The sequence below is a fragment of the Streptomyces sp. NPDC001985 genome (assembly GCF_040296845.1).
Lineage (GTDB): Bacteria > Actinomycetota > Actinomycetes > Streptomycetales > Streptomycetaceae > Streptomyces.
Genome location: NZ_JBEOYB010000019.1, coordinates 56,876 through 81,222 on the forward strand (window position 1 = coordinate 56,876; position 24,347 = coordinate 81,222).

The 24,347-nt window shown below is 72.8% G+C and carries 21 protein-coding genes; 15 read left to right on the forward strand and 6 right to left on the reverse strand.

Going from position 1 to position 24,347, the window contains the following annotated elements; translation table 11 throughout:
* Positions 1-16: 16 nt before the first annotated feature.
* Positions 17-1,156: a tRNA 2-thiouridine(34) synthase MnmA gene (gene mnmA, locus ABT122_RS11285; RefSeq protein ID WP_351548807.1), complete on the forward strand. Its 1,140-nt coding sequence runs from the start codon at positions 17-19 to the stop codon at positions 1,154-1,156.
* A gap of 13 nt (positions 1,157-1,169) precedes the next feature.
* Here the strand turns inward: mnmA and ABT122_RS11290 are convergent, their stop codons facing one another.
* From ABT122_RS11290 to ABT122_RS11300, 3 genes are all read right to left on the reverse strand, one after another.
* Positions 1,170-1,454, reverse strand: coding sequence for a DUF397 domain-containing protein (locus tag ABT122_RS11290; RefSeq protein WP_351548810.1), 285 nt, complete (start codon positions 1,452-1,454; stop codon positions 1,170-1,172).
* Positions 1,455-1,474: 20 nt separating this feature from the next.
* A complete protein-coding gene (locus tag ABT122_RS11295; RefSeq protein WP_351548813.1) occupies positions 1,475-2,326 on the reverse strand; it encodes a helix-turn-helix domain-containing protein in 852 nt (283 codons plus the stop codon).
* A 207-nt stretch (positions 2,327-2,533) separates the two neighbouring features.
* Entirely contained in the window at positions 2,534-3,331 is a 798-nt protein-coding gene (locus ABT122_RS11300) for an alpha/beta fold hydrolase (RefSeq protein WP_351548816.1), read from the reverse strand.
* 129 nt (positions 3,332-3,460) lie between these two features.
* Between ABT122_RS11300 and ABT122_RS11305 the strand changes: the two genes are divergently transcribed.
* From ABT122_RS11305 to gatB, 9 genes are all read left to right on the forward strand, one after another.
* Positions 3,461-4,000 carry an LOG family protein gene (locus ABT122_RS11305; RefSeq protein WP_351548818.1) on the forward strand — a complete coding sequence of 180 codons (540 nt, stop codon included), beginning with the start codon at positions 3,461-3,463 and terminating at the stop codon, positions 3,998-4,000.
* Between the two features lie 60 nt (positions 4,001-4,060).
* The gene (locus ABT122_RS11310) at positions 4,061-4,750 is read left to right on the forward strand and encodes an SDR family oxidoreductase (protein ID WP_351548821.1); all 690 of its coding nucleotides are present in this window, start codon (positions 4,061-4,063) and stop codon (positions 4,748-4,750) included.
* A 180-nt stretch (positions 4,751-4,930) separates the two neighbouring features.
* On the forward strand, positions 4,931-5,938 hold the full coding sequence (locus ABT122_RS11315; RefSeq protein ID WP_351548824.1) for a methionine synthase: 1,008 nt from the start codon (positions 4,931-4,933) through the stop codon (positions 5,936-5,938).
* Complete coding sequence (gene ligA, locus ABT122_RS11320; RefSeq protein WP_351548827.1) at positions 5,938-8,175, forward strand: NAD-dependent DNA ligase LigA; 2,238 nt, start codon at positions 5,938-5,940, stop codon at positions 8,173-8,175. Before ABT122_RS11315 ends, ligA begins: the two co-directional genes overlap by 1 nt.
* A gap of 318 nt (positions 8,176-8,493) precedes the next feature.
* On the forward strand, positions 8,494-10,623 hold the full coding sequence (locus ABT122_RS11325; protein ID WP_351548830.1) for a putative bifunctional diguanylate cyclase/phosphodiesterase: 2,130 nt from the start codon (positions 8,494-8,496) through the stop codon (positions 10,621-10,623).
* 397 nt (positions 10,624-11,020) lie between these two features.
* Positions 11,021-11,317, forward strand: a complete 297-nt coding sequence (gene gatC, locus ABT122_RS11330) for an Asp-tRNA(Asn)/Glu-tRNA(Gln) amidotransferase subunit GatC (protein WP_190125320.1) — start codon at positions 11,021-11,023, stop codon at positions 11,315-11,317.
* A 7-nt stretch (positions 11,318-11,324) separates the two neighbouring features.
* Positions 11,325-12,818, forward strand: coding sequence for an Asp-tRNA(Asn)/Glu-tRNA(Gln) amidotransferase subunit GatA (gene gatA / locus ABT122_RS11335; RefSeq protein ID WP_351548833.1), 1,494 nt, complete (start codon positions 11,325-11,327; stop codon positions 12,816-12,818).
* The gene (locus tag ABT122_RS11340) at positions 12,815-13,054 is read left to right on the forward strand and encodes a hypothetical protein (protein WP_351548836.1); all 240 of its coding nucleotides are present in this window, start codon (positions 12,815-12,817) and stop codon (positions 13,052-13,054) included. The genes gatA and ABT122_RS11340 overlap by 4 nt, the downstream gene beginning before the upstream one ends.
* A 17-nt stretch (positions 13,055-13,071) precedes the next feature.
* Positions 13,072-14,583, forward strand: a complete 1,512-nt coding sequence (gene gatB / locus ABT122_RS11345) for an Asp-tRNA(Asn)/Glu-tRNA(Gln) amidotransferase subunit GatB (protein ID WP_351548839.1) — start codon at positions 13,072-13,074, stop codon at positions 14,581-14,583.
* A 244-nt stretch (positions 14,584-14,827) separates the two neighbouring features.
* Here the strand turns inward: gatB and ABT122_RS11350 are convergent, their stop codons facing one another.
* Positions 14,828-15,727: a hypothetical protein gene (locus ABT122_RS11350; protein ID WP_351548842.1), complete on the reverse strand. Its 900-nt coding sequence runs from the start codon at positions 15,725-15,727 to the stop codon at positions 14,828-14,830.
* 231 nt (positions 15,728-15,958) lie between these two features.
* Between ABT122_RS11350 and ABT122_RS11355 the strand changes: the two genes are divergently transcribed.
* From ABT122_RS11355 to ABT122_RS11370, 4 genes are all read left to right on the forward strand, one after another.
* Entirely contained in the window at positions 15,959-16,537 is a 579-nt protein-coding gene (locus ABT122_RS11355; RefSeq protein WP_351548845.1) for a GNAT family N-acetyltransferase, read from the forward strand.
* A gap of 68 nt (positions 16,538-16,605) precedes the next feature.
* Positions 16,606-17,214 carry a hypothetical protein gene (locus ABT122_RS11360; RefSeq protein WP_351548848.1) on the forward strand — a complete coding sequence of 203 codons (609 nt, stop codon included), beginning with the start codon at positions 16,606-16,608 and terminating at the stop codon, positions 17,212-17,214.
* A 326-nt stretch (positions 17,215-17,540) separates the two neighbouring features.
* Complete coding sequence (locus ABT122_RS11365; protein WP_351548851.1) at positions 17,541-17,711, forward strand: hypothetical protein; 171 nt, start codon at positions 17,541-17,543, stop codon at positions 17,709-17,711.
* Between the two features lie 60 nt (positions 17,712-17,771).
* Positions 17,772-20,810 carry a helix-turn-helix transcriptional regulator gene (locus ABT122_RS11370; RefSeq protein ID WP_351548854.1) on the forward strand — a complete coding sequence of 1,013 codons (3,039 nt, stop codon included), beginning with the start codon at positions 17,772-17,774 and terminating at the stop codon, positions 20,808-20,810.
* A 16-nt stretch (positions 20,811-20,826) separates the two neighbouring features.
* On the opposite strand, the gene ABT122_RS11375 is transcribed toward ABT122_RS11370, so the two are convergent.
* Positions 20,827-22,011: a PQQ-dependent sugar dehydrogenase gene (locus ABT122_RS11375; RefSeq protein ID WP_351548857.1), complete on the reverse strand. Its 1,185-nt coding sequence runs from the start codon at positions 22,009-22,011 to the stop codon at positions 20,827-20,829.
* A 200-nt stretch (positions 22,012-22,211) separates the two neighbouring features.
* On the reverse strand, positions 22,212-23,225 hold the full coding sequence (locus ABT122_RS11380) for an aldo/keto reductase (RefSeq protein ID WP_351548860.1): 1,014 nt from the start codon (positions 23,223-23,225) through the stop codon (positions 22,212-22,214).
* A 55-nt stretch (positions 23,226-23,280) separates the two neighbouring features.
* Here ABT122_RS11380 and ABT122_RS11385 point away from each other — a divergent pair, with 55 nt between their 5' ends.
* The gene (locus ABT122_RS11385; RefSeq protein ID WP_351548863.1) at positions 23,281-24,231 is read left to right on the forward strand and encodes a 2-hydroxyacid dehydrogenase; all 951 of its coding nucleotides are present in this window, start codon (positions 23,281-23,283) and stop codon (positions 24,229-24,231) included.
* Positions 24,232-24,347 lie beyond the last annotated feature (116 nt).

Here is a 24,347-nt window from a genome sequence, read left to right on the forward strand (position 1 = left end):
TTACCCTGGTAGAGCTATGACTCAGACTTCCCCGCGCCCCCTGCGCGTGCTCGCCGCCATGTCGGGCGGAGTGGACTCCGCCGTCGCCGCCGCCCGCGCCGCCGAGGCCGGACACGATGTGACCGGTGTGCACCTCGCGCTCTCCGCGAACCCGCAGTCCTTCCGCACGGGTGCGCGCGGCTGCTGCACCATCGAGGACTCGCGCGACGCCCGCCGGGCCGCCGACGTGATCGGCATCCCCTTCTATGTGTGGGACCTCGCCGAACGCTTCCGCGAGGACGTGGTCGACGACTTCGTCGCGGAGTACGAGGCCGGGCGCACCCCCAACCCCTGTCTGCGCTGCAACGAGAAGATCAAGTTCGCCGCGCTGCTCGACAAGGCCCTCGCCCTCGGCTTCGACGCGGTCTGCACCGGCCACTACGCCACGGTCGTGCTCCGCGAGGACGGCGGCCGGGAGCTGCACCGCGCCGAGGACATGGCCAAGGACCAGTCGTACGTCCTCGGTGTGCTGGACGAGCGCCAGCTCGCCCACGCGATGTTCCCCCTCGGCGACACCCTCACCACCAAGGACGAGATCCGCGCGGAGGCCGAGCGGCGCGGTCTGGCAGTCGCCAAGAAGCCGGACAGCCACGACATCTGCTTCATCGCCGACGGCGACACCCAGGGGTTCCTCGCCAACCGCCTCGGCGCGGCCGAGGGCGACATCCTCGACGAGTCGGGGGCGAAGGTCGGCACCCACGAGGGCGCCTTCGGCTTCACCATCGGCCAGCGCAAGGGGCTGCGCATCGGCCGGCCCGCGCCCGACGGAAAGCCCCGCTATGTGCTGGACATCTCACCGGTGAACAACACCGTGACGGTCGGACCGGTCGAGGCGCTGGACGTGGTCTCCCTGACCGCGATCAGGCCCCGCTGGTGCGGCGCTGCCCCGGCGGGCCCCGGCGCCTACACGGCCCAGCTGCGCGCCCACGGCGGGGAGACCGCCGTGACGGCCCGGCTGGACGGCGGCGAGCTGCTGGTGGACTTCGCCGAGCCGGTCCGGGGTGTCGCCCCCGGCCAGGCGATCGTGCTCTACGACGGCACCCGTGTGGTGGGCTCGGCGACGATCTCCGCGACCCGCAGGGCCCCGGCCGCCGCCTCGGCCGCCTCGGTGGCCTGAGGCCCGGGCGTGGTCACCGGCGGGGCGCCCCGGAGCGCACCGCCGGCCCCGGCCCCGGAACCGGCCCCGGAGCATGAGCCGGAACCGGTGCCGGAGCGGCCCGTGCCGACACCGGGGCCGGGGCCCTCGCGGCGAAGGTCACGAAGACGGCGAAGACCGAGCGCCCCGCTGTGATCACCTGTGCCGGACAGCCGCTGTCCCGGATGGCGATTCCCGCTCCGCCGTCCGCCGCCACCTCGATGCAGGCATTGCCGGACGCCTCGGAGAACGAGGACTTGAACCAGCTCAGCGTGGACAAGCGGTACCTCTTGAGAAGCGCTAGAGACTCCCGGCGATGGCGAGGATGCGGTCCCTCGACCGCTCCGGATTCAACGCGACCCGCTCGACGACGTCCAGGCGTTTCCGGAAGTTGGCCAATTGCGTGGGTGAGTCGAAGAAGACCGCCCCGATCGGCGAGTCCACTTCCACGGTGTCCAGATGCGCATTCTCCGCCGACGCGTACATCATCGTGTCCCCGGCCATCGGAAATCCCTCTGTCGCGAAAGGGATGACCAGCAGCCGGACATTCGGCCGGTCGCTCTCCTCCAGCAGCCGTTCCAACTGCGCCCTGGCCACCGCGCGCCCTCCGACACACATGCTGAGCGCCGTCTCGTGGATCATTCCCACATAGGGGGTCGCGGGTGTCCGGGTGATCACTTCGTGCCGGGCCTGCCGGTGCGCGATCCGCAATTCGATCTCCAGCCGGGGCAGCGCCGGGACAAAGAGCCCGAAGAGCGCGCGGGCATGGTCCTCCGTCTGGAACAGACCGGGAATATGGGCGGTCTGCAGCGTGGTGAGCGCCGACGCGTGGTGTTCCAGTTCCGCGACGTCCAGGAAATCCGGTGGGATCTTTCCGCGGTACTCGTCCCACCACCCTTTCGCCCGACCGCCGGTCATCGCCGCCAGCGCGTCGACGAGTCCGGCGTCCCCGCAGTCGTAGATGCCCGCGAGCCGGCGCAGCCGCTCCTCGCTGATCCCGAATCGTCCGGCCTCGATGTTCGAGATCATCGTGCGGTCCGCCCCGAGGCGGTCCGCCGCCACGGGCGCGGAGAGCCCGGCGCTCTCGCGCAGCCTGCGCAGTTCGGCGCCGAACCGGCGCTGGCGGATGGTGGGGCTGTGCCTGGGGGCCATGGGGCAACTCCTCGCTCGCGCGCACAGTTTGCCGACCCCGCCGCCCGCCCCGGCCGCCCCTTCCCCACAGACCACTCGTTCCGGTGAGGGCGGTGGCACGGGAACGGCCCGTGCGGTACGAGGGCCCGGGCCGCGCACTCCGTACCCCTTCCGCACACGGTGCGGCACCCCCTCCGCCCCCAGCCCCTCTCCTCCCTCCCCGGCCCTTCACGCCGCCAGGAAATCCTCCACCACGGGGGCCAGCACATGCGGCGCCACCTCGTGGGTCTGTCCCGTCAGGGTGCGGTGCCGGCCGCGCGGCAGGGCCTGGGCGGTGAGCCGGGCCGCCTCGCGCGTCCACGGCGGGCTCGCGCCGCCGTCGACCACCATGACCCGGACGCCGACCGAGCGCAGCAGCCCGGTGGGCACCGCTCCGTTGCCCATGACCTCGTGGTCGTACGGAAGGGTGTGCGCCACCGACTCCAGCCCGGCCCACAGGGGGGAGTGGCGCATCCGGGCCACCGTCTCGCCGGGCATCCCCGCCTCGCCCAGGAAGGCCGCGAGCACCTCCGAGCGTCTGCCCGAGGCCAGCGTCCGCCGCATTCCGGGGAGGTCGGTCGCGGGCCGCTGACCGGCCCGTACCGCCGGATTGAACGGCGGCTCGTAGACGGAGAGCTGGGTGATCGGCAGACCCGCCGCCGCGGCCCGCAGGGCGAGCGCGCCGCCCGACGACATACCGTGCACCGAGGCGCTGCCGCCCACCTCCTCGATCACCGCCGCCAGGTCCTCGATCTCCCGCTCCACCGCGTAGGGGGCGGTGTCCCCGCTCGCCGCCCGGCCGCGCCGGTCGTAGGTGACGACACCGAAACGGGGTGCGAGCAGCCCGGCGAGCGGCGCGTCCGTGGCCGCCGTGCAGAGCGCCCCGCCGACCAGCACCACGGGCGGCCCCTCACCCCACCGCTCGTACGCGATGAGCGTGCCGTCTCCCGACCGCGCCTTGCTGAGCGTCCGGCTCATATTGTCCATGGCAGTGCTGACCGGTGCCGTTCCCCGAACTCATCGTCCGGCCGGAAGATTTTTCCGCCGGAACGGGCCGAACCCCCGCTGACATGCGGAGTGTTCACGGATGTCAGCGACGACCCGTACGGTGATTCCATGAACATCTGTGTCTTTCTCTCCGCCGCCGATCTGGACGACCGCTACACCGGGCCCGCCCGGGAGTTCGCGGCGCTGCTCGGCAAAGGGGGTCACACCCTGGTCTGGGGCGGTTCCGAGAGCGGTCTGATGAAGGTCGTCGCCGATGGGGTGCGGGCGGGCGGCGGGCGGCTCGTCGGGGTGTCCGTCGATTTCCTCTCCCATGTGGCCCGGGCGGACGCCGATGAATTGGTGGTCGCCGGGGATCTGGCCGAGCGGAAGGCGCTGCTGCTCGCCAGGGCCGACGCGATCGTCGTCATGGTCGGCGGCATGGGAACACTGGACGAGGCCACCGAGATCCTGGAGCTGAAGAAGCACGGCAAACACACCAAGCCGGTGGTCCTGCTGAACACCGCGGGTTTCTACGACGGGCTCAAGGAACAGCTCCGGCGGATGGAGGACGAGGGATTTCTTCCGCTGCCCCTCACCGAACTGGTGTTCTTCGCCGAGGACGGTGTCGCGGCCCTCGCCCACCTGGAGGAGCAGGCCGGTATCCGGTGAGGGCGGCGCCCGGCGGGCGGCGCGGAGGACCGCCCGTGTCCGGAGTGCGACCATGGCCCCATGGCAACACATCTGATCACCGGAGCGGGCTCCGGCATAGGCGCGGCTGTCGCCCGCCGGCTCCACGGGCGCGGTGACGACCTGATTCTGCTGGCGCGTGACGCCGGCCGCGCGAAGGAGCTGGCCGCCGCCCACCCCGGCGCCCGTACGCTCGTCGCCGACCTCGCCGACCCCGACCGGATCTCCTGGGCCTTCTCGCACCAGCCGATGCCCGACCGGCTGGACTCCCTCCTCAACATCGCGGGCGTCGTCGACCTCGGCCCGGTCGGCGATCTGCGGCCCAAGACCTGGCACCAGCAGCTCAACACCAATCTGATCGCCCCCGCCGAGCTGACCCGGCTGATGCTGCCCCAGCTGCGGGCCGCCCGCGGCCATGTGGTCTTCGTCAACTCGGGTGCCGGGCTGGCCGCCCACGCCCAGTGGAGCGCGTACGCGGCCTCCAAGCACGGGCTCAAGGCCCTCGCCGACTCCCTCCGCGAGGAGGAGCACGGCAACGGCGTACGGGTCACCTCGGTCTTCCCTGGGCGCACGGCGAGCCCCATGCAGGCCAAGGTGCACTCCCAGGAGGGCCGGGAGTACGAGGTGTCCCGCTGGATCGACCCGGAGTCGGTGGCGACCGCGATCATCACCGCGATCGATCTGCCGCGCGACGCCGAGATCGACAATCTGAGCGTCCGCCCGGGTCGCTGAGGGCCCGCGGCTCCGCGCCCGCTCCCGCACCGGCTCCCCGCGGCTCCCGGCCTCGTTCCCGCTCCCCGTCCCGAGGGTCCTCCGGCGGCTCCCCCGGAGGTCCCGCGCTCCCCGCCCCGGCGGCTCCCCGGGCGGGGGCCTTCCCCGGGGAGCGCCGGGAGGGGCACGTACCCTTCCCGGGTGAGCGACAAGAGCGAGACAGAGCAGACCGGCTGGGGCCCCGCCACCGGTGTCGGGTCCATGCCGGGCAGTGACGCCCGGGAGGCGGCCCGCACCGTCACCGGCTCCTTCGAGGGCTTTCCGTACCTCCCCGAGCTTCCCGCGCGCGGGCCCGGCGCCGACATGATCGGCCGGAGCCTCGGACTGCTCGTCGAGATGTACGCCCATGTCGAGCCCAGCGGGTGGCGGATCAGCGACCGGCCGGGCCGCGACACCCGGCGCGCCCGCTCCTGGCTCGGCGAGGACCTCGACGCCCTGGAGGAGTTCACACAAGGGTACGAAGGACCGCTGAAGGTGCAGGTCGCCGGCGCGTGGACACTCGCCGCCGCACTGGAGCTGCGCAATGGGGAGTCCGTTCTCTCCGACCTCGGGGCGTGCCGCGACCTCGCCGCCTCGCTCGCCGAGGGGCTCCGCACCCATCTGGCCGATGTGCGCCGCCGCGTCCCGGGCGCGCGGGTCGTGCTCCAGTTGGACGAGCCCTCCCTCACCGCCGTGCTGCGCGGGCAGATCCGCAGCGCCAGCGGTTACCGCACCCACCGCGCCGTGGACCGGCAGACCGTGGAGTCCGTGCTCCGGGACCTGATGGCGGGGGAGCGGGCGGTCGTCCACTCCTGCGCCCCGGACGTGCCCTTCGCCCTGCTGCGCCGGGCCGGCGCGGCGGGAGTCTCCTTCGACTTCCAGCTCCTCACCGAGCGTGACGACGAGGTGATCGGTGAGGCCGTCGAGGGCGGCACCCGGCTCTTCGCCGGAACGGTGCCGGCCACCGACACCGCATTGTCAGACCCGGCAGGTAGCGTCATGGGGGTAAGGACGCTGTGGCGCAGGTTGGGGCTGAATCCGGGGACTCTCGCCGAGTCCGTGGTGATCACTCCCGCCTGCGGTCTGGCGGGCGCGTCACCGGCGTACGCACGGGCGGCGCTCGCCCACTGCGTCAGCGCCGCGAGATCGCTCGCAGACAACCCTGAGTAATGGGTGCCGAGGGCCGGGAGGACACTACGGTGGCTGGCGAAGAGCGGACGGACCTGTCCGCGCAGGAGGAGTCGGGGCTGCCCGCGCAGGCGCGCGAGCGCCATGCCGACCTCGCCGAACAGATCGAGGAGCACCGCTTCCGGTACTACGTGAAGGACCAGCCGGTCATCAGCGACGGCGACTTCGACCGGCTGCTGCGCTCGCTCGAAGCCCTGGAGGAGGAGCATCCCGCCCTGCGGACGCCCGACTCCCCGACCCAGAAGGTCGCCGGGCAGTACGAGACCGACCTGGCCAAGGTCGAGCACCGCGAGCGCATGCTCTCCCTGGACAACGCCTTCGACGAGGAGGAGCTGACCGCCTGGGCCGAGCGGGTCGAGCGCGAGGTCGGCGCCTCCGGCTTCCACTTCCTGTGCGAGCTGAAGGTCGACGGCCTCGCCGTGAACCTGACGTACGAGAAGGGCCGGCTGACCCGCGCCGCGACCCGGGGCGACGGACGCGTCGGCGAGGACATCACGCCGAACATCCGCACCATCGCCGACATCCCCGAGCGGCTGCACGGCGACAACGTCCCGGATTTCGTGGAGATCCGCGGCGAGGTCTACTTCCCGATGGACAAGTTCCTGGAGCTGAACGAGAGACGGGTGGCCGCCGGCGAGCAGCCCTACGCCAACCCGCGCAACTCCGCCTCCGGCTCCCTGCGCCAGAAGGACCCCAAGGTCACGGCGACCCTCCCGCTGCACATGGTGGTCCACGGCATCGGCGCGCGCGAGGGATTCACCATCGACTGCCTCTCCCACGCCTACGACCTGCTGCGCTCCTGGGGCCTCCCCACCGCCCGGCACAACGAGGTGGTGGACTCCCTGGAGGGTGTGCGCCGGTTCATCGCGCACTTCGGCGAGAACCGCCACTCCATGGAGCACGAGATCGACGGGGTGGTGGTCAAGCTCGACGAGATCCCGCTCCAGGGGCGGCTGGGCTCCACCGCGCGGGCGCCCCGCTGGGCCATTGCCTGGAAGTACCCGCCGGAGGAGGTCAACACCAAGCTGGTGAACATCCTCGTCGGCGTCGGCCGCACCGGCCGGGTCACCCCCTACGCCCAGGTGGAACCGGTGCAGGTGGCCGGCTCCGAGGTCGAGTTCGCCACCCTGCACAACCAGGACGTGGTGAAGGCCAAGGGCGTCCTCATCGGCGACACGGTGGTGCTGCGCAAGGCCGGTGATGTCATTCCGGAGATCCTGGGGCCGGTGGCCGAGCTGAGGGACGGCACCGAGCGGGAGTTCGTGATGCCCGCCGAGTGCCCGGAGTGCGGCACCGCGCTGCGGCCCATGAAGGAGGGCGACATCGATGTGCGCTGCCCGAACGCCCGCTCCTGCCCGGCCCAGTTGCGCGAGCGGCTCTTCTATCTCGCGGGCCGCAAGGCGCTCGACATCGAGCACTTCGGCTATGTGGCGGCGGCGGCCCTCACCAGGCCGCTGGAGCCCTCGCAGCCCCCGCTGAGGGATGAGGGCGACCTCTTCGACCTCACGATGGAGCAGCTGCTCCCCATCCGGGCGTACGTCCTCGACCAGGACAGCAAGCTGCCCAAGCGGGACCCGAAGACGGGCGAGGACAAGATCGCCACCGTCTTCGCCAACCAGGAGGGCGAGGCCCGGAAGAACGCCGTGGCGATGCTGGAGAACATCGCGGCGGCCAGAACCCGCCCGCTCGCCCGGATTCTCACCGGGCTCTCCATCCGCCATGTGGGTCCGGTGGCGGCCGAGGCGCTGGCCCGGGAGTTCCGCTCCGTGCAGCGCATCCAGGAGGCCACCGAGGAGGAGCTGGCCGCCACCGAGGGGGTGGGCGCCACCATCGCCGCCTCCCTCAAGCAGTGGTTCGCCGAGGAGTGGCACCAGGAGATCCTGCGCAAGTGGCGGGCGGCCGGGGTGCGCATGGAGGACGAGGGCGCGGGTGAGGAGACCGGTCCCCGGCCGCTCGAAGGGGTCACCGTGGTCGTCACCGGAACCCTGGAGAACCACACCAGGGATGGCGCAAAAGAGGCCCTTCAGAGGCTCGGTGCGAAAGTGACCGGATCTGTTTCCAAGAAGACTGGATTTGTGGTTGTCGGAGACAACCCGGGTTCCAAGTACGACAAAGCGATGCAGCTGAAGGTGCCGGTTCTGAATGAGGAGGGATTCGGAATTCTGCTCGCGGAGGGTCCTGAGGCGGCCCGTGAGGCGGCAGTGCCTGCTGAGGCGTGACGGAGGGGGGCGTGCGCGGGAGTTGGAAGGGGCTCGCCCCGGCATCCGAAAGGCGCTGCCGGAGCGGGAACAAGACGACTTCCGCGCCGGGGGAACGACTGGTACAGGTCACCCGTTCGGCGCATAGCAGATGGATAAGGGTGGTCCGGTCGCATTCGGGCAAGAGCAGTAGAGCGCTGCCCGTCGGAGCGTCCCGCCGCCTACTGTTGAGATGTGCGCCTGTCGTGCACGGCCGCGTGGTGGGATTTCCGTCGTGGTGGCATGACAAAAGGGAACCATCGCCAGGCATCGGCACCGCCGGCTGTGAGAGGGACGGGAATGGAACCGACCGAGAGCGCCGCCCCTGTCCCACGGCCGCGCGGGCTCGCAGCCCTCGCGGGCCTCGCGGGCATGACACCCGGGCTGCACATCGCCGTCGTCACAGGAGCCGCGCTCGTCCTCGCCACCGGAATCAGCGGGGCGTTCCGGGACGACCGCGCGCTCTTCCCCGGCTCCACGGTGGGGTGGGCGTTCGCCGTGCTCACCGGGATCATCGTCGGGCATCTGGTGGCGCTCGGCCGGGACCGCTGGTGGGGCGGGACCGGCTCCGGCGCCGCCCTGACCATCGCGGTCCTGCTGCTCTACGGCTGGGTGCCCGCCGGGCTCGTCAGCCTCGCCGTCGTCGCCCTCGTGGGCACCGTCCGCAAACACCGCTGGCGGCACGGTGTGCTCCACGGCTCCGTCGACATCCTCGGCATCGGGGCGGCGGCCCTCGTCCTCGCGGCGTTCGGGGCGTCCCCCAGCGTCGAGCACCCCTGGGAGCCACTCGACTGGGGCATCGAGGCCGCGCCCGAACTGATCCTCGCGGCCACCGTCTACCTCGGGGTCACCCGGCTGCTTCTGTGGTACGTGCTCGCGCCCCAGGGCGGCGGACTGCCCACCATCGCCCGTACGGCCCTGCTGCGGCAGGGCCTCGTCGCTGTGGCACTGCTCGGTATCGCCCCGCTGATCTGTGTCGTCGCGGCGGCGCTGCCGGTGCTGCTCCCGCTCTTCGCGATACCGCTGATCGCCCTGGACTCCACCCTGTGGATCGCCCGCGCCCGGGCCGAGGAGCAGCTCCGCGACCCGCTCACCGGCCTCCCCAACCGGCAGTGGCTGCTGGAGCGGACCTGGTCCGCGCTGGAGGAGGCCGAGGCGGGCGGCACCCGCGCCGCGCTGGTCCTCATCGACCTCGACCGGTTCCGCTCGGTCAACGACACCCTCGGCCATCTGGCGGGGGACCGGCTGCTGTTGCAGATAGCCCACCGCCTCCGGCACGCCCTGCCGCGCGGCGCCGAGGCCGCTCGCCTCGGCGGCGACGAGTTCGCGGTGCTGCTCCCGACGGCGGACTCCATCACCAGCGCCCAGCGCGTGGCCCGGCAGCTCGCCGTGGAGCTGTCCTCGCCGCTGGACCTGGACGGGCTCACCCTCGTCCTGGAGGCCAGCGCGGGCGTCGCGGTCTTCCCGGAGCACGCCCTCGACGCGGAGGGGCTGCTGCGCCGCGCCGATGTGGCGATGTACCAGGCCAAGCGGGACCGCACGGGAGTGGAGGTGTACGAGTCGAAGCGGGACAGCAACACCCCCGACCGGCTCGGCCTCCTCGGCGATCTGCGCCGTGCGCTGGACGCGCGCGAGGTGGAGCTGCACTACCAGCCCAAGGTCCGCTTCGACGGGCATGTGGCGGGCCTGGAGGCGCTGGTCCGCTGGGTCCACCCGGACCGGGGGCGGGTGCCGCCGGACGAGTTCATCGCCATCGCGGAGTCCTCGGGGCTGATGCCCCACCTCACGGAGTACGTCCTCGACACGGCGCTCGCGCAGGTCGCCAAGTGGCGGGCGCAGGGGCTGAAGGTCCCGGTCGCGGTGAATGTCTCCCCGCGCGATGTCCACACCCCCGGTTTCGCCGGGTCCGTGGCCGCCCGGCTGGCCCGGCACGGGGTGCCGCCGGGCGCGCTCCAGCTGGAGATCACCGAGCATGTGCTGCTGGAGGACCCGCAGCGGGCCGCGGACACCCTGGCGGGGCTGACCGACCACGGCGTGAAGATGTCGCTGGACGACTTCGGCACCGGGTACTCCTCCCTCGTCCATCTGCGCCGGCTCCCGGTGAGCGAGCTGAAGATCGACCGCTCGTTCGTGGCCCGCCTCGCGGTGGACACCGAGGACGCGGAGATCGTCCGCTGCACGGTGGACCTGGCGCACTCGCTGGGGCTGCTGGTGGTGGCGGAGGGGGTGGAGGACGACGAGACGTGGGAGCGGCTGCGGGATCTGGGGTGTGACGCGGTGCAGGGGTGGTTGGTCGCTGCCGCTATGCCGCCGCAGGAGACCACCGCGTGGCTGCGGGCTCGTGGTGAGCGCGGCTGGCACCGCCACCCTCAGCCGGCCCCTCCCGCGCCCGACTCCACGGAGTCCCCCTCCACCCAGGTGGTTCCCTGACCGGGGCCGCAGGATGCGGGGTCCTGTCGCACAGGGTCCGTCCTCAAGCGCCGGACGGGCTGAGTGTGCTCGGGCTCCCCGTGGCACGGGGGCCGTCCTCAAGCGCCGGACGGGCTGGGTTTGTGCGGGGGCCTGTGGCACAGGGTCCGTCCTCAAGCGCCGGACGGGCTGAGTGTGCTCGGGCTGCCCATGGACCGGTGTGCTCGGGTGGCCGGGCGGGATGGGGGTGGTCGGGGTGCCCGTGGCCGGGGGGCTTCGTCCAGCCGAGGGGGGCGTCGGGATCGGGTGCCCCCGGCGAGCGGTCCCCGGGGGGCCGGGGGGCTCCGTTTCGTGGTCGAGGGGGGAAGGCCCATAGGATTGCGTCACAACACACACACTCACCCCTGAGGATCGCTGCATGCCTGGCATTACGCGCGAGGAGGTCGCCCACCTCGCCCGGCTGGCGCGTCTGGAGCTGTCCGGCGACGAACTCGACCATTTCGCCGGTCAGCTCGGCGACATCATCGGCGCGGTCGCCCGCGTCGCCGAAGTCGCCGACCAAGACGTACCCCCGACCTCCCACCCGCTGCCGCTGACCAACGTCATGCGCGCGGACGAGGTCCGTCCGTCGCTCACCCCCGAGCAGGCGCTCTCCGGCGCCCCTGCCCAGGAGCAGCAGCGTTTCAAGGTGCCGCAGATCCTGGGGGAGGACTAACACCACCATGACGGACATCATCAAGCTCACCGCCGCCGAGATCGCCGCGGGCATCGCCTCCGGCGAGCTCACCGCGGTCGAGGTCACCGAGGCCCACCTCGCCCGTATCGACGCCGTGGACGAGAAGGTCCACGCGTTCCTGCACATCGACCGCGAGGGCGCCCTCGCCCAGGCCCGTGCCGTGGACGCCAAGCGCGCCGCCGGCGAGCCGCTCGGCCCCCTCGCCGGGGTGCCCCTGGCGCTCAAGGACATCTTCACCACCGAGGGCGTCCCCACCACCGTGGGCTCCAAGATCCTCGAAGGCTGGATTCCCCCGTACGACGCCACCCTGACGCGCAGGCTGAAGGAGGCCGGCGTCGTCATCCTCGGCAAGACCAACATGGACGAGTTCGCCATGGGGTCCTCCACCGAGAACAGCGCCTACGGCCCCACCGGCAACCCCTGGGACCTCACCCGGATTCCCGGCGGCTCCGGCGGCGGCTCCAGCGCCGCCCTCGCCTCCTACGAGGCGCCCCTCGCCATCGGCACGGACACCGGCGGCTCCATCCGCCAGCCCGCCGCCGTCACCGGCACGGTCGGCGTCAAGCCGACCTACGGCGGCGTCTCCCGCTACGGCATGGTCGCCTTCTCGTCCTCCCTGGACCAGGGCGGCCCCTGCGCCCGCACGGTCCTGGACGCGGCCCTGCTGCACGAGGTCATCGCGGGCCACGACCCGCTGGACTCCACCTCCATCGACGCCCCGGTCCCGCCGGTCGTCGAGGCCGCCCGCAACGGCAGCGTCACGGGCATGCGCGTCGGTGTCGTCAAGCAGTTCCGCGGCGAGCACTACCAGGCCGGAGTGATGCAGCGCTTCGGCGAGGCCGTCACCCTGCTGGAGGAGCTGGGCGCCGAGATCGTCGAGCTGGACTGCCCCTCCTTCGACCTCGCCCTCTCCGCGTACTACCTGATCGCACCCTCCGAGTGCTCCTCGAATCTGGCCCGCTTCGACGCCATGCGGTACGGCCTGCGGGTCGGCGACGACGGCACCAGGTCGGCCGAGGAGGTCACCGCCCTCACCCGTGAGGCCGGCTTCGGCGACGAGGTCAAGCGCCGGATCATCCTCGGCACCTACGCGCTCAGCTCCGGCTACTACGACGCGTACTACGGCAGCGCCCAGAAGGTCCGCACGCTCATCCAGCAGGACTTCGACCGGTCCTTCGAGCAGGTGGATGTGATCGTCTCGCCGACGACCCCCACCACCGCGTTCCCGATCGGCGAGCGCGCCGACGACCCGATGGCGATGTACCTCGCCGACCTGTGCACGATCCCGACCAACCTGGCCGGCAACGCGGCGATGTCGCTGCCGTGCGGCCTGGCCCCGGAGGACAACCTCCCGGTCGGGCTGCAGATCATCGCTCCCGCCATGAAGGACGACCGGCTGTACAAGGTCGGCGCCGCCGTCGAGGCCGCCTTCGTGCGAAGGTGGGGGCACCCGCTGCTGGAGGAGGCACCGTCACTGTGAGCGCACTGACCAAGGCCAAGGGCTTCAAGAAGTCGAAGGCCGGCACCTACCTGTCGATCGGCACCACCGCTTTCGGGGCGCTCGGCGTCCTCAAGGCGGCGAAGAAGGCCCGCACCGAGCACGACACGCTCCGGCTGATCGACGCCGCGGTCACCGGTGCCGCCATTGTCACGGGCATCGCCCTGCTGGTGCGCGAGCTGAAGCGCATCGGCGACGACGACGTCCTGTTCGGCTGAGAGGGAAAGTTTTCACCGTGACCGTCACTGAACTGGTGTCGTACGAGGCGGCTCTCGCCGGCTACGACCCCGTCATGGGCCTTGAGGTCCATGTCGAACTGGGCACCAGAACGAAAATGTTCTGCGGCTGCTCCACCGAGCTGGGTGCCCCGGCCAACGCGCAGACCTGCCCGACCTGCCTCGGCCTGCCCGGCTCCCTCCCGGTCGTCAACGCGATCGGCATCGAGTCCGCCATCAAGATCGGTCTCGCCCTCAACTGCGAGATCGCCGAATGGTGCCGGTTCGCCCGGAAGAACTACTTCTATCCGGACATGCCGAAGAACTTCCAGACCTCCCAGTACGACGAGCCGATCGCCTTCAACGGCTATCTGGACGTCCAGCTGGAGGACGGCGAGGTCTTCCGTGTGGAGATCGAGCGCGCCCACATGGAGGAGGACACCGGCAAGTCGACCCACGTCGGCGGCGCCACCGGCCGTATCCACGGCGCGTCCCACTCCCTGCTGGACTACAACCGGGCCGGCATCCCGCTGATCGAGATCGTCACCAAGCCGATCGTCGGCGCGGGCGAGCGGGCCCCGGAGGTCGCCAAGGCGTACGTCGCCGAACTGCGCGAGCTGATCAAGGCGCTCGGCGTCTCCGAGGCCCGGATGGACAAGGGCCAGATGCGGTGTGACGTCAACCTCTCGCTGATGCCGAAGGGCACCACGGTGTTCGGCACCCGCAGCGAGACCAAGAACGTCAACTCGCTCCGCTCGGTCGAGCGCGCCGCCCGGTTCGAGATCCAGCGGCACGCCGCCGTACTGGAGACCGGCGGCACGATCGTCCAGGAGACCCGTCACTTCCACGAGGACGACGGCTCCACCACCTCCGGACGGATCAAGGACAACGCCGAGGACTACCGGTACTTCCCGGAGCCCGACCTCGTCCCCGTCGCTCCCTCCCGGGAGTGGGTGGAGGAGCTGCGCGCGGGCCTGCCCGAGCTGCCGCGGCTGCGCCGCAACCGGCTCCGCGAGGAGTGGGGCGTCTCCGAGCACGACATGCAGTCGATCCTCAACGCGGGCGCGGTCGAGCTGATCGCCGCCACCATCGAGGAGGGCGCCCCGGCCGACCAGGCGCGCAAGTGGTGGATGGGCGAGCTGGCCCGCAACGCCAATGAGTCCGGCCGCGCGCTGGACGAGCTGCCCATCACCCCCGGGCAGATCGCGCGGGTCACCGCGCTGGTGGCCGCCGGCGACCTCAACGACAAGCTGGCCCGCCAGGTCATCGAGGGCGTTCTCGCCGGCGAGGGCGACCCGGACACCGTCGTGGACAAGCGCGGTCTCAAGGTCGTCTCCGACGAGGGCGCGCTCGGCACGGCCGTGGACGAGGCCATCGCGGGCAACGCGGCCATCGCGGACAAGATCCGCGGCGGCAAGGTCGCGGCCGTCGGCGCGCTCGTCGGCGCGGTCATGAAGGCCACCCGGGGCCAGGCGGACGCCGCCCGGGTCAAGGAGCTGATCCTGGAGAGGCTCGGGGTGAGCGAGGGCTGATCCCTCCCGCGCCCCCGTGCCTCCGGCCGCGACGGCCCGTACGCCCTTCCGGGGCGCGTACGGGCCGCCGCGCCGTTCCGCCCCAGGCTCCGCCTCCACGCCAGGTCGGGGCGCCCGGCCGCCGCCCGCCGCGTCGTCGTCGGTCGCCGGCGCTCCGCGGGCTCCCTCCTCCGCCCCGCGATCGCCCCGCGCTCCACGGCACCGGACCCCGCTCACCGACCCGGCCCGATCCGGGGGGGACTCCCTAGTGCCGGACGCCGAGCCCCGGCAGCAGCAGCTCGCCGCGGTCCTTGCAGCTCACGTCCCGCGCCCGCAGGTCCTTCGGCTCCCTGGTGCCCCGCGCTCTCAGCTCGGCCATCGCCAGCCGGGCCGCCTCCGCCGTCTCGGGCTGCTCCGGATCGGGGAACTCCGCCTGCCACCAGCCCCGGTCCCGGGAGTGCCAGCCGCGTGAGCGCATCAGCCGGGCGCGCTCCGGGGTGTCCTCGCCGTCCCGGTCGTCCACCGAGACGTGCAGCCCGTCCCCCAGGGCGTAGGTGAGCTGGAGCCGGCGGCCCCGGTCGGCGCAGCTCGTCAGCGAGAACCCGGCCCAGTCGCCGCCGACCTGCACCGGCAACTGCTCCACCCAGGCCGCGAGCATCAGCTCCAGCGCGCTCCCGAAGTGCTCCAGGGACGAGGCCATCCGGCCGCCGGTGCGCTCCACCGGGGGCTCGCCCGGGCCCGTGCGGTCCAGCTGCCAGATGTACGGCAGCAGATCGAAGTCGTGCGGCTCCTCCGCCGACCAGGCGCCGCCCCAGGCGAAGACCGACAGCTCCTCGGCCTCCAGCGCGTCGGTGCCGTGGACGGAGAGCTGGGCCCGCTGCCGGCTCCCGGAGAGCAGCACGATCCGCTCGGCGCTCCGCCAGCGGACATTGGGCCCGTGGGCGGAGCCCCCGTAGAGCGTGGGCCGGCCGATCCGGGCGACGATCGCCGCGTAGACCGCGCCGAAGGCCTCCCGCCGCTCCCGGAGCGAGGCGCCCGGCTCGTACGCGAGCACCGGCACGGGGCCGCTCCCGGCCACGGCCCCGGTGGCCTCGTGCAGGGTCAGAGCGAACTCCGCGGCTTCGCCGGGCGTCAGGGTCGGCTGGTTGGTCCCCGTCGTCTCCATGCCGTCCATCGTGCCAGCCGGGACCGACAACGGGCGCGGCGGACAGGGTCATTCACCGGGCGGACGGTGCCCGGGCGGACCGCCGGCCGGCCACGGCGGACGACCGCGGACGGCGGACGGCGCCGCATCAGGGCAGGAAACAGCGGAATGCCACGCATGTGCGAGGATTTCCGGACGGCACCCGGGCGACAAGGACAGCCCCGCCGTCACCAGCCCGGCGGAAAGGCCACGATGTACGCGATCCCCCTGGAGTCCCCCGGCGGCACCAGCGCCGAGCTGCGCCCCCTGGAGCCGTGGCACGCGGAGGAGTTCCTCGCCCACATGGACCGGGGGCGGGAGTACATCGGTACGTACGTCGGCCTCCCGGACGTCACCACGGACCTCGCATCGGTACGCGCCTACCTCCAGGCGTACGCCGGCAAGCGGGCCGCCGACAGCGGCGGGCTGCACGGCATCTGGCTGGACGGCACGCTCGTCGGCGGGGTGCTGTTCCGGCTCTTCGACGCGGACGCGGGCACCTGCGAGGTCGGCTGCTGGCTCGAACCCGCCGCCGTGGGCAACGGTCTGGTCACCCGCGCCGCATCGGTGCTGATCGACTGGGCGGTCGAGCGGCGCGGGATTCACCGGGTGGAGTGGGTGGTCTCCTCGGGCAACAGCGCGAGCATCAGGGTCGCCGAGCGGCTGGGGATGCGGCTGGACGGCGTCATGCGGCAGACCTACCTCTACCGGGGCGTACGGCACGACATGGAGGTCTGGTCGACGCTGGCCCCCGAGTGGCGCGCCCGCCGCGAGGGCCCGGCCGGGGTCTGAGGCCGGCTCCGGGCCGTCCCCGAGGGGCTCTCAGAAGACTCTCAGACAGGCCGCCTACCGTGCGCCCAATGAACCCCACCGAGACCGACAAGACCACCGACAAGACCGCCGGGGAGACGACCGGCGAGGCCACCGGCCAGACGGCGCCGCAGAGCACCGAACCGGCCGTGACCATCGAGAAGAGCCCCGCCGACGAGACCTCCCGGCCGCCCGCCGACGCGGACTCCGGGGAGGCGGCGGAGGCCATCGGCGAGGTGGAGGGCGTCGACGGGACCGAGGAGCTGACCGAGACCCCCCGGGAGTCCTCAGGGCTGCTCTCGGCCTCGGCCGCGGTCGTCGCCGCCGGACTCGGGGTCGTCGGTCTCAGCGGCAGCTGGGTCAGCAGGATCGCCGCCGAACGGCAGACCCTGCTCGGCCAGATCCAGACCTCCCAGGGCGGCAGCCCGGCCGACCAGATCTCCGCGATGTGGGGCGACGCCTGGCACGCCACCGCCCTGGTGAACGGGATCTTCGCGCTGCTCGCCCTGATCGTCGGCCTCACCGTGCTCACCCGCCCGAACAAGCCGGGCTGGGTCCGCGCCGTCGCCGTCGGCGGGGCCGTGCTCGGCGGCATCGGGCTGCTCACGGCGACCGGGATGTACTTCGACCTCATCCTCGACCTCCCGAAGGCCGGATAACCGCGCCCCGGGGGCGGCGGCCCGGGGCACCGCCGCCGGGCCGCGAGCCGGCCGATCCGCCGGAGACCCGGGCGGGCGCACGGCCCTCGCCGCCCCCGCCCCGCACCCGCGGCTCCGTACACCCCGAGCCCCCTGAGCCCCCCGCTCAGACGCCCGCCGGGGGGCCTTAGGGCGCCCCCGGCCTCCCGCCCCGGGTCCGGGGCCCGGCCTAAGGACCCGCCCCCCGGGGGAATGCGGCACTCTCCCGATGTGCCGCGCCCCCCTGGGAGACGAGATTGGTGACACGGCACAGCGCCGGTCGATCACCATCCACCAGGGGGCACGACATGTACGAGTACAGGCTTCAGGAGCTGCGCAGGGCGGAACTGATCCAGGAGGCCGAGGCCCACCGGATCGCCCGCAGCATCCGCCGGGAGCGCCGGGCCGCCAAGCGGTCCGGCAAGGACCCGGAGGGCCCGGCGGACGGCGGGCCGGAACAGTACGCACGGGCCGCCTGAGCGGTGCCCGGGGCCATGGGCACGCCACCGGCAGCTGTCGCGCTGTCAGACCGCTGTGCGATGCTCACCAGCGTGGAGACCAGGTCAGTCAGTCCCGTGTTCGTGGGCCGCGCCGGTGAGCTGTCCGCGCTCACCGACGCGCTCGGCCGTGCCCCGGGGGCCCCTCAGGCCCTGCTCATCGGCGGGGAGGCCGGGGTCGGCAAGACCCGGCTCATCGAGGAGCTGCTCATCGAGGCCGGGCGCCGGGGCGCGGTCGTCGCCGTCGGCGGCTGCGTCGAGATCGGCGCCGACGGGCTGCCGTTCGCACCGTTCTCCACCGCCCTGCGGGCCCTCAAGCTCCGGCTCCCCGACGAGCTGGCGGCAGCCGCCGCCGGCCAGGAGGACGAGCTGGCCCGGCTCCTGCCCGAGCTGGGCGAGCGCCCGCGCGGCGAGCACAGCCGCTACGACGAGGAGGACATGGCCCGCCTCTTCGAGCTGACCGTGCGGCTCCTGGAGCGGATCTCCGCCGAACGGACGGTCGTCCTGGTCCTGGAGGACATGCACTGGGCCGACGCCTCCACCCGCCACCTCCTGTCGTACCTCTTCCGCACCGTGGGCCGGGGCAGGCTCGTCGCCATCGCGACCTACCGCTCCGACGACGTCCACCGCCGTCACCCGCTGCGGCCCTTCCTCGCCGAGATGGACCGGATGCGCACCGTCCAGCGCATCGAGCTGACCCGCTTCACCCGCCCCGAGGTCCACCGCCAGCTCGCCGGCATCCTCGACGCCGAACCCGAACCGGCCATGGTCGACCGGGTCTTCGAACGCTCCGACGGCAATGCCTTCTTCGTCGAGGAGCTGGCCCGCAGCATGGCCGACGGCAGCACCTGCGGGCTCTCCGACTCCCTGCGCGATGTGCTGCTCGTCCGGGTCGAGGAGCTGTCCGAGGACGCCCAGCGGGTCGCCCGGATCGTCGCCGAGGGCGGCTCCACCGTGGAGTACGGCCTCCTCCTCGCCGTCGCCCGGCTCTGCGAGGACGACCTCATCGAGGCGCTGCGGGCCGCCGTCGGCGCCAACATCCTGCTGCCCTCCCCGGACGGCGACGGCTACCGCTTCCGCCACTCGCTCGCCCGCGAGGCGGTGAGCGACGATCTGCTCCCCGGCGAGCGCTCCCGCATCAACCGGCGGTACGCGGAGGTGCTGGAGGCCGATCCCGCCCTCGTCCGGGAGGACGAGCGGGCCACCCGCCTCGCCAGCTACTGGTACCACGCCCATGTGCCCGCCAAGGCCCTCCCCGCCGTGCTGCGGGCCTCCGTCGCCGCCCGGCTGCGCCACGCCTATGCCGAGCAGCTGCGGCTCCTGGAGCGCGCGATGGAGCTGTGGGACGCCGTCCCCGACGAGATCCGGGCCGCCCTGCGCCCGCTGGACTACGCCGAGGCCTACCCGGCGTGCGGCTGCGACCCCGACACCACCCCGCTGCGCTTCCTCGACCTGATGGCGGAGGCCACCGTCGCGGGCCGGCTCAGCAGTGAGCGCGAGCGGGCCCTGAAGATCACCAAGCGCGGTCAGCGCCTCGCCGTCGCCGAGAACGACCCGCTGCGCGCCGCCTGGTTCTCCGTGGAGCGCTCCCGGCTGGTCTCCGCGCTGAGCCGGGGCGACGGCTGGGCCGAGCTGGCCGAGGCCCAGGCCCTGGTGCGCGGACTGCCGCCGTCCGCCGTCCACGCCGAGGTGCTCGCCGAGGCCGCCGGCTGGCACCGGCTGCACGCCCCCGGCCCCGGCAGCCTGGAGACCGCCGAGCGCGCCGTGGAGTACGCCCGGATGGTCGGCGAGGAGGAGATCGAGCTGCGTTCCCGGCTGATCCTCGGCGGCCTGCTGGTCGACGCCGGGGACATCGACACCGGCCTCGCCGAGATGTACGCGGTCCGCGAGCGGAGCGTCGCCCTCGGTCTGCCCTCGCTGATCGGCCGGGCCTATGTGAATCTGCCGACCGCCCTGGAGAGCGTCGGGCGCTCCCGCGAGGCCGTGGAGGTCATGACCGAGGGCGCCGGCATCCTCCACCACTACGGCCTGCTGGACTCCCGGGCCTGGATGCTGTGCAACCTCTCCGAGTCGTACTACTCCCTCGGCCGCTGGGGCGAGGCGCACGCCGCCGCCGAGCAGGCGCTGCGCACCGGGCTCAGCCCCAAACCCCGGGGATACGCGGCGCTCCACCTCGCGGTCCTCGCCCTCGCCCGGGGCGACCGGGCCGGCGCCGCCGCGCGGCTGACCGCCGCCAGGGCCCACTTCGGCCCCCACGACCCCCTGCACCAGAGTTCCCTGCCGCTGGCCGCCCTCGCGGTCGGGACGGCGGCGGCCGATGGCCGGGTGGCGGACGGCAGAGCCGAGTTCCGCAGGGCCGCCGAGGCCGGCTTCCCGCCCGGCACCCAGCGGTACTCCTGGCCGCTGGTGCGCGCCGCCGTCACCCTGGAGGCCGACGCCCGGGGGCTGCCCGAGGCGGAGGCCGGCCGGGCCGAAGCGCTGGCGCTGATCCGCAGGGCCGCCGGCCCGCTCGCCGGTGCCGTGCCGGTCTGGGCGGCCCATGAGCGCTGGGTCCGCGCCGAACTGCTCCGCGCCGAGGGCGCCGACACGGCCGCCGACTGGGCGGAGGCCGCCGAGGCCTTCGAGAACACCGGCTTCCCCTACGAACACGCGATGGTACGGATGCGCTGGGCTCTGGCCCTGCTGGCATCGGACCGCCCGCGCGCGGCGGAACTGCTCCGTCTCGCCGACCGCGCCGCCCGTGATCTGGGCGCCCACCCCCTCGTCCAGGACATCGCGCGCTGCGCCCAGAGCGCCAGGATCTCCCTGGCCCCCGGCGCGGCCGACGCCGCCGATCCCGCCGTCCAGCAGGCGCCGGCCCTGGGCCTCACCCCGCGCGAGCAGGATGTGCTCCGGCTGGTCGCGGCCGGCCGGAGCAACCGTCAGATCGCCGACACCCTGTACATATCGCCGAAGACGGCGAGCGTCCATGTCTCCAACATCCTCGCCAAGCTCTCCGTCTCGGGCCGGGGTGAGGCCGCCGCCCTCGCCCACCGGCTGCGCCTCTTCCCCCCGGCCGTCGAGGACCAGATCACGGCGTGAACCCGCCGGGAGCGCCTCAGCCGACCTTCAGCCGCAGGACGCGGTCGTCCCCGGGCCCGGGGGTGCCCCGGGTGTCGGTCTCGCTGGTGATCAGCCAGAGGGTGTCGGGGCCCGCCGCCAGGACGGTGCGCAGCCGGCCGTACTCTCCGCTCAGGAAGGACTCGGGCTCGGCGGCGAGCCCGGTCCCCGCCAGCGGGACGCGCCAGAGCCGCTCGCCGCGCAGGCCCGCCATCCAGATGGAGCCCCGGACCCAGGCGATACCGCTCGGGGACGCCTCCTCCGTGGACCAGACGGTCACCGGGTCGACGAACCGCGAGTCGCCGCCCTCGCCCTTCCCCTCCACCTCCGGCCAGCCGTAGTTCTTCCCCGGCTCGATCAGATTCAGCTCGTCCCAGGTGTTCTGGCCGAACTCCGCCGCCCACAGCCGCTTCTCGGAGTCCCAGGCCAGCCCCTGCACATTGCGGTGGCCCAGGGAGTAGACCAGCGACGCCGGGTCCGGGTTGCCCGGCGCGGGCCGGCCGTCCGGCGTCATGCGCAGGATCTTTCCGGCCAGCGACTTCGGGTCCTGGGCCAGCCCGGTCTCGCCGATCTCGCCGGTGCCCGCGTAGAGCATTCGGTCCGGGCCGAAGGCGATCCGCCCGCCGTTGTGGGTGAAGCCCTTGGGGATGTCCCGCAGGATCGTGTCCGGCGCGCTCAGCTGCCGGCCCGCGGGCTTCCGCTCGTCGAAGAGCATCCGGGCGACGCGGTTGTCGGACTCGGTGGTGAAGTAGGCGTAGACCATCCGGTCCGAGGCGAAGGACGGCGAGAGCGCGATCCCGAGGAGTCCGCCCTCACCGGCCGGGGCGACCCCCGGCACCGAGCCGATCCCGGTCTTCTTCCCGTCCTCGGCGTCCACCCGGGTGATCGTGCCCTCGTCGCGCGAGGAGACCAGCAGATCGCCCCCGGGCAGCACGGCCGCCCCCCAGGGCGACTTCAGCCCCTCCGTCAGCGTGGACACCACCTCCGCCGAGCCCTTCGCGGGCGGCGGGGACGGCTTCGGGGAGCCACCGGGGGAGGCGGAGGCGGCGGGGGACGAGGCGGCGGGGGCCGAGGTGGTCAGCCCCGGCAGGCCGTTCGGCGTCCCGTCCCCGTCCGACGAGCATCCGGTGGCCAGCAGGGCCACCACGGTGGCCAGCGCGGCCGTCACAGCGGGACGTTGCACAGTTCCGTTCCTTCCCGGCAGGCCGATCGAGCCGCCTGACTGTCCTTCCTACACCGCCCGGGGCCCCCGGGTCCCCGATCCGGACGATCTTTCGCCCCGAGCCCCGAGCCCCGAGCCCCGAGCCCCGAGCGCCCGGCGCCCCCGAGGCCCAAGCCCCAAGCCCCCGGCGCCCCGCGGCGCCCCCGAGCCCCCGCCCCCCCTCAGTCCCAGGAGCCCCGCGCCTCCGGCAGCCCCGCTATCTCCCACAGATCCCTCGGCGAGAGCCCCAGCCGCACCGCCGAGGCGTTCTCCACCGCCCACTCCACCCGCTTGGTGCCCGGCACCGCCACCACGTTCCGGCCGCGCCCCAGCACCCACGCCAGCGCCACCTGCGCCGGGGTGATCCCCGGGCCGTGGCGCTCCGCTATCCGCCGCAGCCCCGCCACCACCGGCTGGTTCGCCGCCATCATCTCCGCCGTGAACCGGGGGTGCCGGGCCCGGATGTCGTCCGGCTCGAAGCCCTGCCCCGGAGTGAGCGTCCCGCTCAGATACCCGTTCCCGAGCGGCATCGCGGCCAGAAAGCCGACCCCCCGGGCCTCGCACCAGGGCAGCAGCCGCTCCAGCGCCTGCGGCGACCACACCGACAGCTCCGCCTGCACCGCGCTGACCGGGAACACCTGCTGCATCCGCTCCAGTTGCCGGATCGTTCCCTCGTACAGATGTCCGTCGGCCCGGCGTGAGCGGCGCACTCCCGGCCTGCGCACCTCCATCGCGCACATCCCCAGCGCCCGCACCTTCCCCGCGCCCACCAGTTCCGCCATCGCGCCCCAGGTCTCCTCGACCGGGACCTCGGGATCGGCGCGGTGCAGCTGGTAGAGGTCGATCACATCGGTCTGGAGCCGCCGCAGCGACGCGTCACAGGCCCGCTTCACATACCCGGGCCGCCCATTGGCCACCACATGCTGCTCACCGGCGAGCAGCCCGACCTTGGTCGAGACGAACGCGTCCCGCCGCCGCTCCTTCAGCGCCCGGCCGAGCAGCAGCTCATTGGTGAAGGGACCGTACATATCGGCCGTGTCCAGCAGGGTGGAGCCCGCGTCCAGCGCGGCGTGCACCGTCCGCAGTGATCGTTCCCCGCGCTGCTGGGAGGTGGTGTAGGCCCAGTTCATCGGCATACAGCCGAGCCCGACCGCGCCCACCTCCAGAGCCGCCGCACCGAGTGTCCTGCGCTCCACCTGCCCGTACCCCTCCCTCAGCCGTCCACCAAACTAACCAATTAGCCTGCTGGCCATGACCGCAGACATATGGCTCTCCCTCCCGCCCGACGAGCTCGAAGATCTTCCCCCGGTCGCCGGGGCGGGCTACCGCTACCGCTACTGGAACGGCGGTCCGGACTTCCCCGCCGACCCGGCGGAGTGCGTCTTCTACACCTATCCGTATCTCCAGCCGGCCGAGATCTCGGTCCGTGTGCTGTCCGAGATGACCTCGCTGCGGGTCATCCAGACACTCTCCGCAGGCACCGACCACCTCGCGCCGGGCCTGGCGTCGCTCCACCCCGGCGTACGCCTCTGCAACGCCAAGGGGGTCCACGACGCCTCCACCGCCGAGCTGGCCCTCGCCCTGACCCTCGCCTCCCTGCGGGCCCTGCCCTCCTTCGTCCGGGGCCAGGACGCCGAGGAGTGGCGGGCCGGCTTCTATCCCTCGCTCGCCGACAAGTCCGTCCTCATCGTCGGGTACGGATCGATCGGCGCGGCCATCGAGGACCGGCTCGCGCCCTTTGAGTGCGCGCGGGTCGCGCGCGTCGCGCGCGCCGCTCGCACAACGGCGCGCGGGGAGGTGCACGGTCTCGCCGATGTGCCCTCTCTGCTCCCGAACGCCGACGTCGTGATCCTTTCAACCCCACTGACCGAGCGGACGAAGGGGCTGGTGGACGCGGAGTTCCTGGCACAGATGAAGGACGGGGCACTTCTGGTCAATGTCGCCCGGGGACAGGTGGTGGACACCCAAGCGCTGCTCGCCGAGGTGACGACCGGGCGCATCACCGCGGCCCTCGATGTCACCGACCCCGAGCCGCTGCCCTCCGGACATCCCCTCTGGCACGCTCCTGGAGTGCTGATCAGTCCGCATGTCGGCGGTTCCACTTCGGCGTTCCGGCCGCGCGCCGAGCGGCTTCTCATCCGCCAGATCGCCCGTTTTGTCGCGGGCGAGCCGCTCGACAATCTCGTACTCACCACCGAATAGCCCCGGCCTTCCGGAGCCGCCCCGTGCACCGGCACCATGACTCCGGCGCCCCGGCGCGAAACCGTCACAGGCGAAAACTCTGCGAAGTCATCCGATCGCTCCGCGTGCCTGCGTGG

Coding starts and splice junctions, on each gene's coding strand:
- ABT122_RS11325 (WP_351548830.1), top strand. CDS start 8,494: ATGGAACCGACCGAGAGCGCCGCCCCTGTCCCACGGCCGCGCGGGCTC.
- ABT122_RS11365 (WP_351548851.1), top strand. CDS start 17,541: ATGTACGAGTACAGGCTTCAGGAGCTGCGCAGGGCGGAACTGATCCAG.
- gatC (WP_190125320.1), top strand. CDS start 11,021: ATGCCTGGCATTACGCGCGAGGAGGTCGCCCACCTCGCCCGGCTGGCG.
- ABT122_RS11370 (WP_351548854.1), top strand. CDS start 17,772: ATGCTCACCAGCGTGGAGACCAGGTCAGTCAGTCCCGTGTTCGTGGGC.
- mnmA (WP_351548807.1), top strand. CDS start 17: ATGACTCAGACTTCCCCGCGCCCCCTGCGCGTGCTCGCCGCCATGTCG.
- ABT122_RS11310 (WP_351548821.1), top strand. CDS start 4,061: ATGGCAACACATCTGATCACCGGAGCGGGCTCCGGCATAGGCGCGGCT.
- ABT122_RS11300 (WP_351548816.1), bottom strand. CDS start 3,331: ATGGACAATATGAGCCGGACGCTCAGCAAGGCGCGGTCGGGAGACGGC.
- ABT122_RS11350 (WP_351548842.1), bottom strand. CDS start 15,727: ATGGAGACGACGGGGACCAACCAGCCGACCCTGACGCCCGGCGAAGCC.
- ligA (WP_351548827.1), top strand. CDS start 5,938: ATGGGTGCCGAGGGCCGGGAGGACACTACGGTGGCTGGCGAAGAGCGG.
- ABT122_RS11295 (WP_351548813.1), bottom strand. CDS start 2,326: ATGGCCCCCAGGCACAGCCCCACCATCCGCCAGCGCCGGTTCGGCGCC.
- gatA (WP_351548833.1), top strand. CDS start 11,325: ATGACGGACATCATCAAGCTCACCGCCGCCGAGATCGCCGCGGGCATC.
- ABT122_RS11355 (WP_351548845.1), top strand. CDS start 15,959: ATGTACGCGATCCCCCTGGAGTCCCCCGGCGGCACCAGCGCCGAGCTG.
- ABT122_RS11360 (WP_351548848.1), top strand. CDS start 16,606: ATGAACCCCACCGAGACCGACAAGACCACCGACAAGACCGCCGGGGAG.
- ABT122_RS11385 (WP_351548863.1), top strand. CDS start 23,281: ATGACCGCAGACATATGGCTCTCCCTCCCGCCCGACGAGCTCGAAGAT.
- ABT122_RS11305 (WP_351548818.1), top strand. CDS start 3,461: ATGAACATCTGTGTCTTTCTCTCCGCCGCCGATCTGGACGACCGCTAC.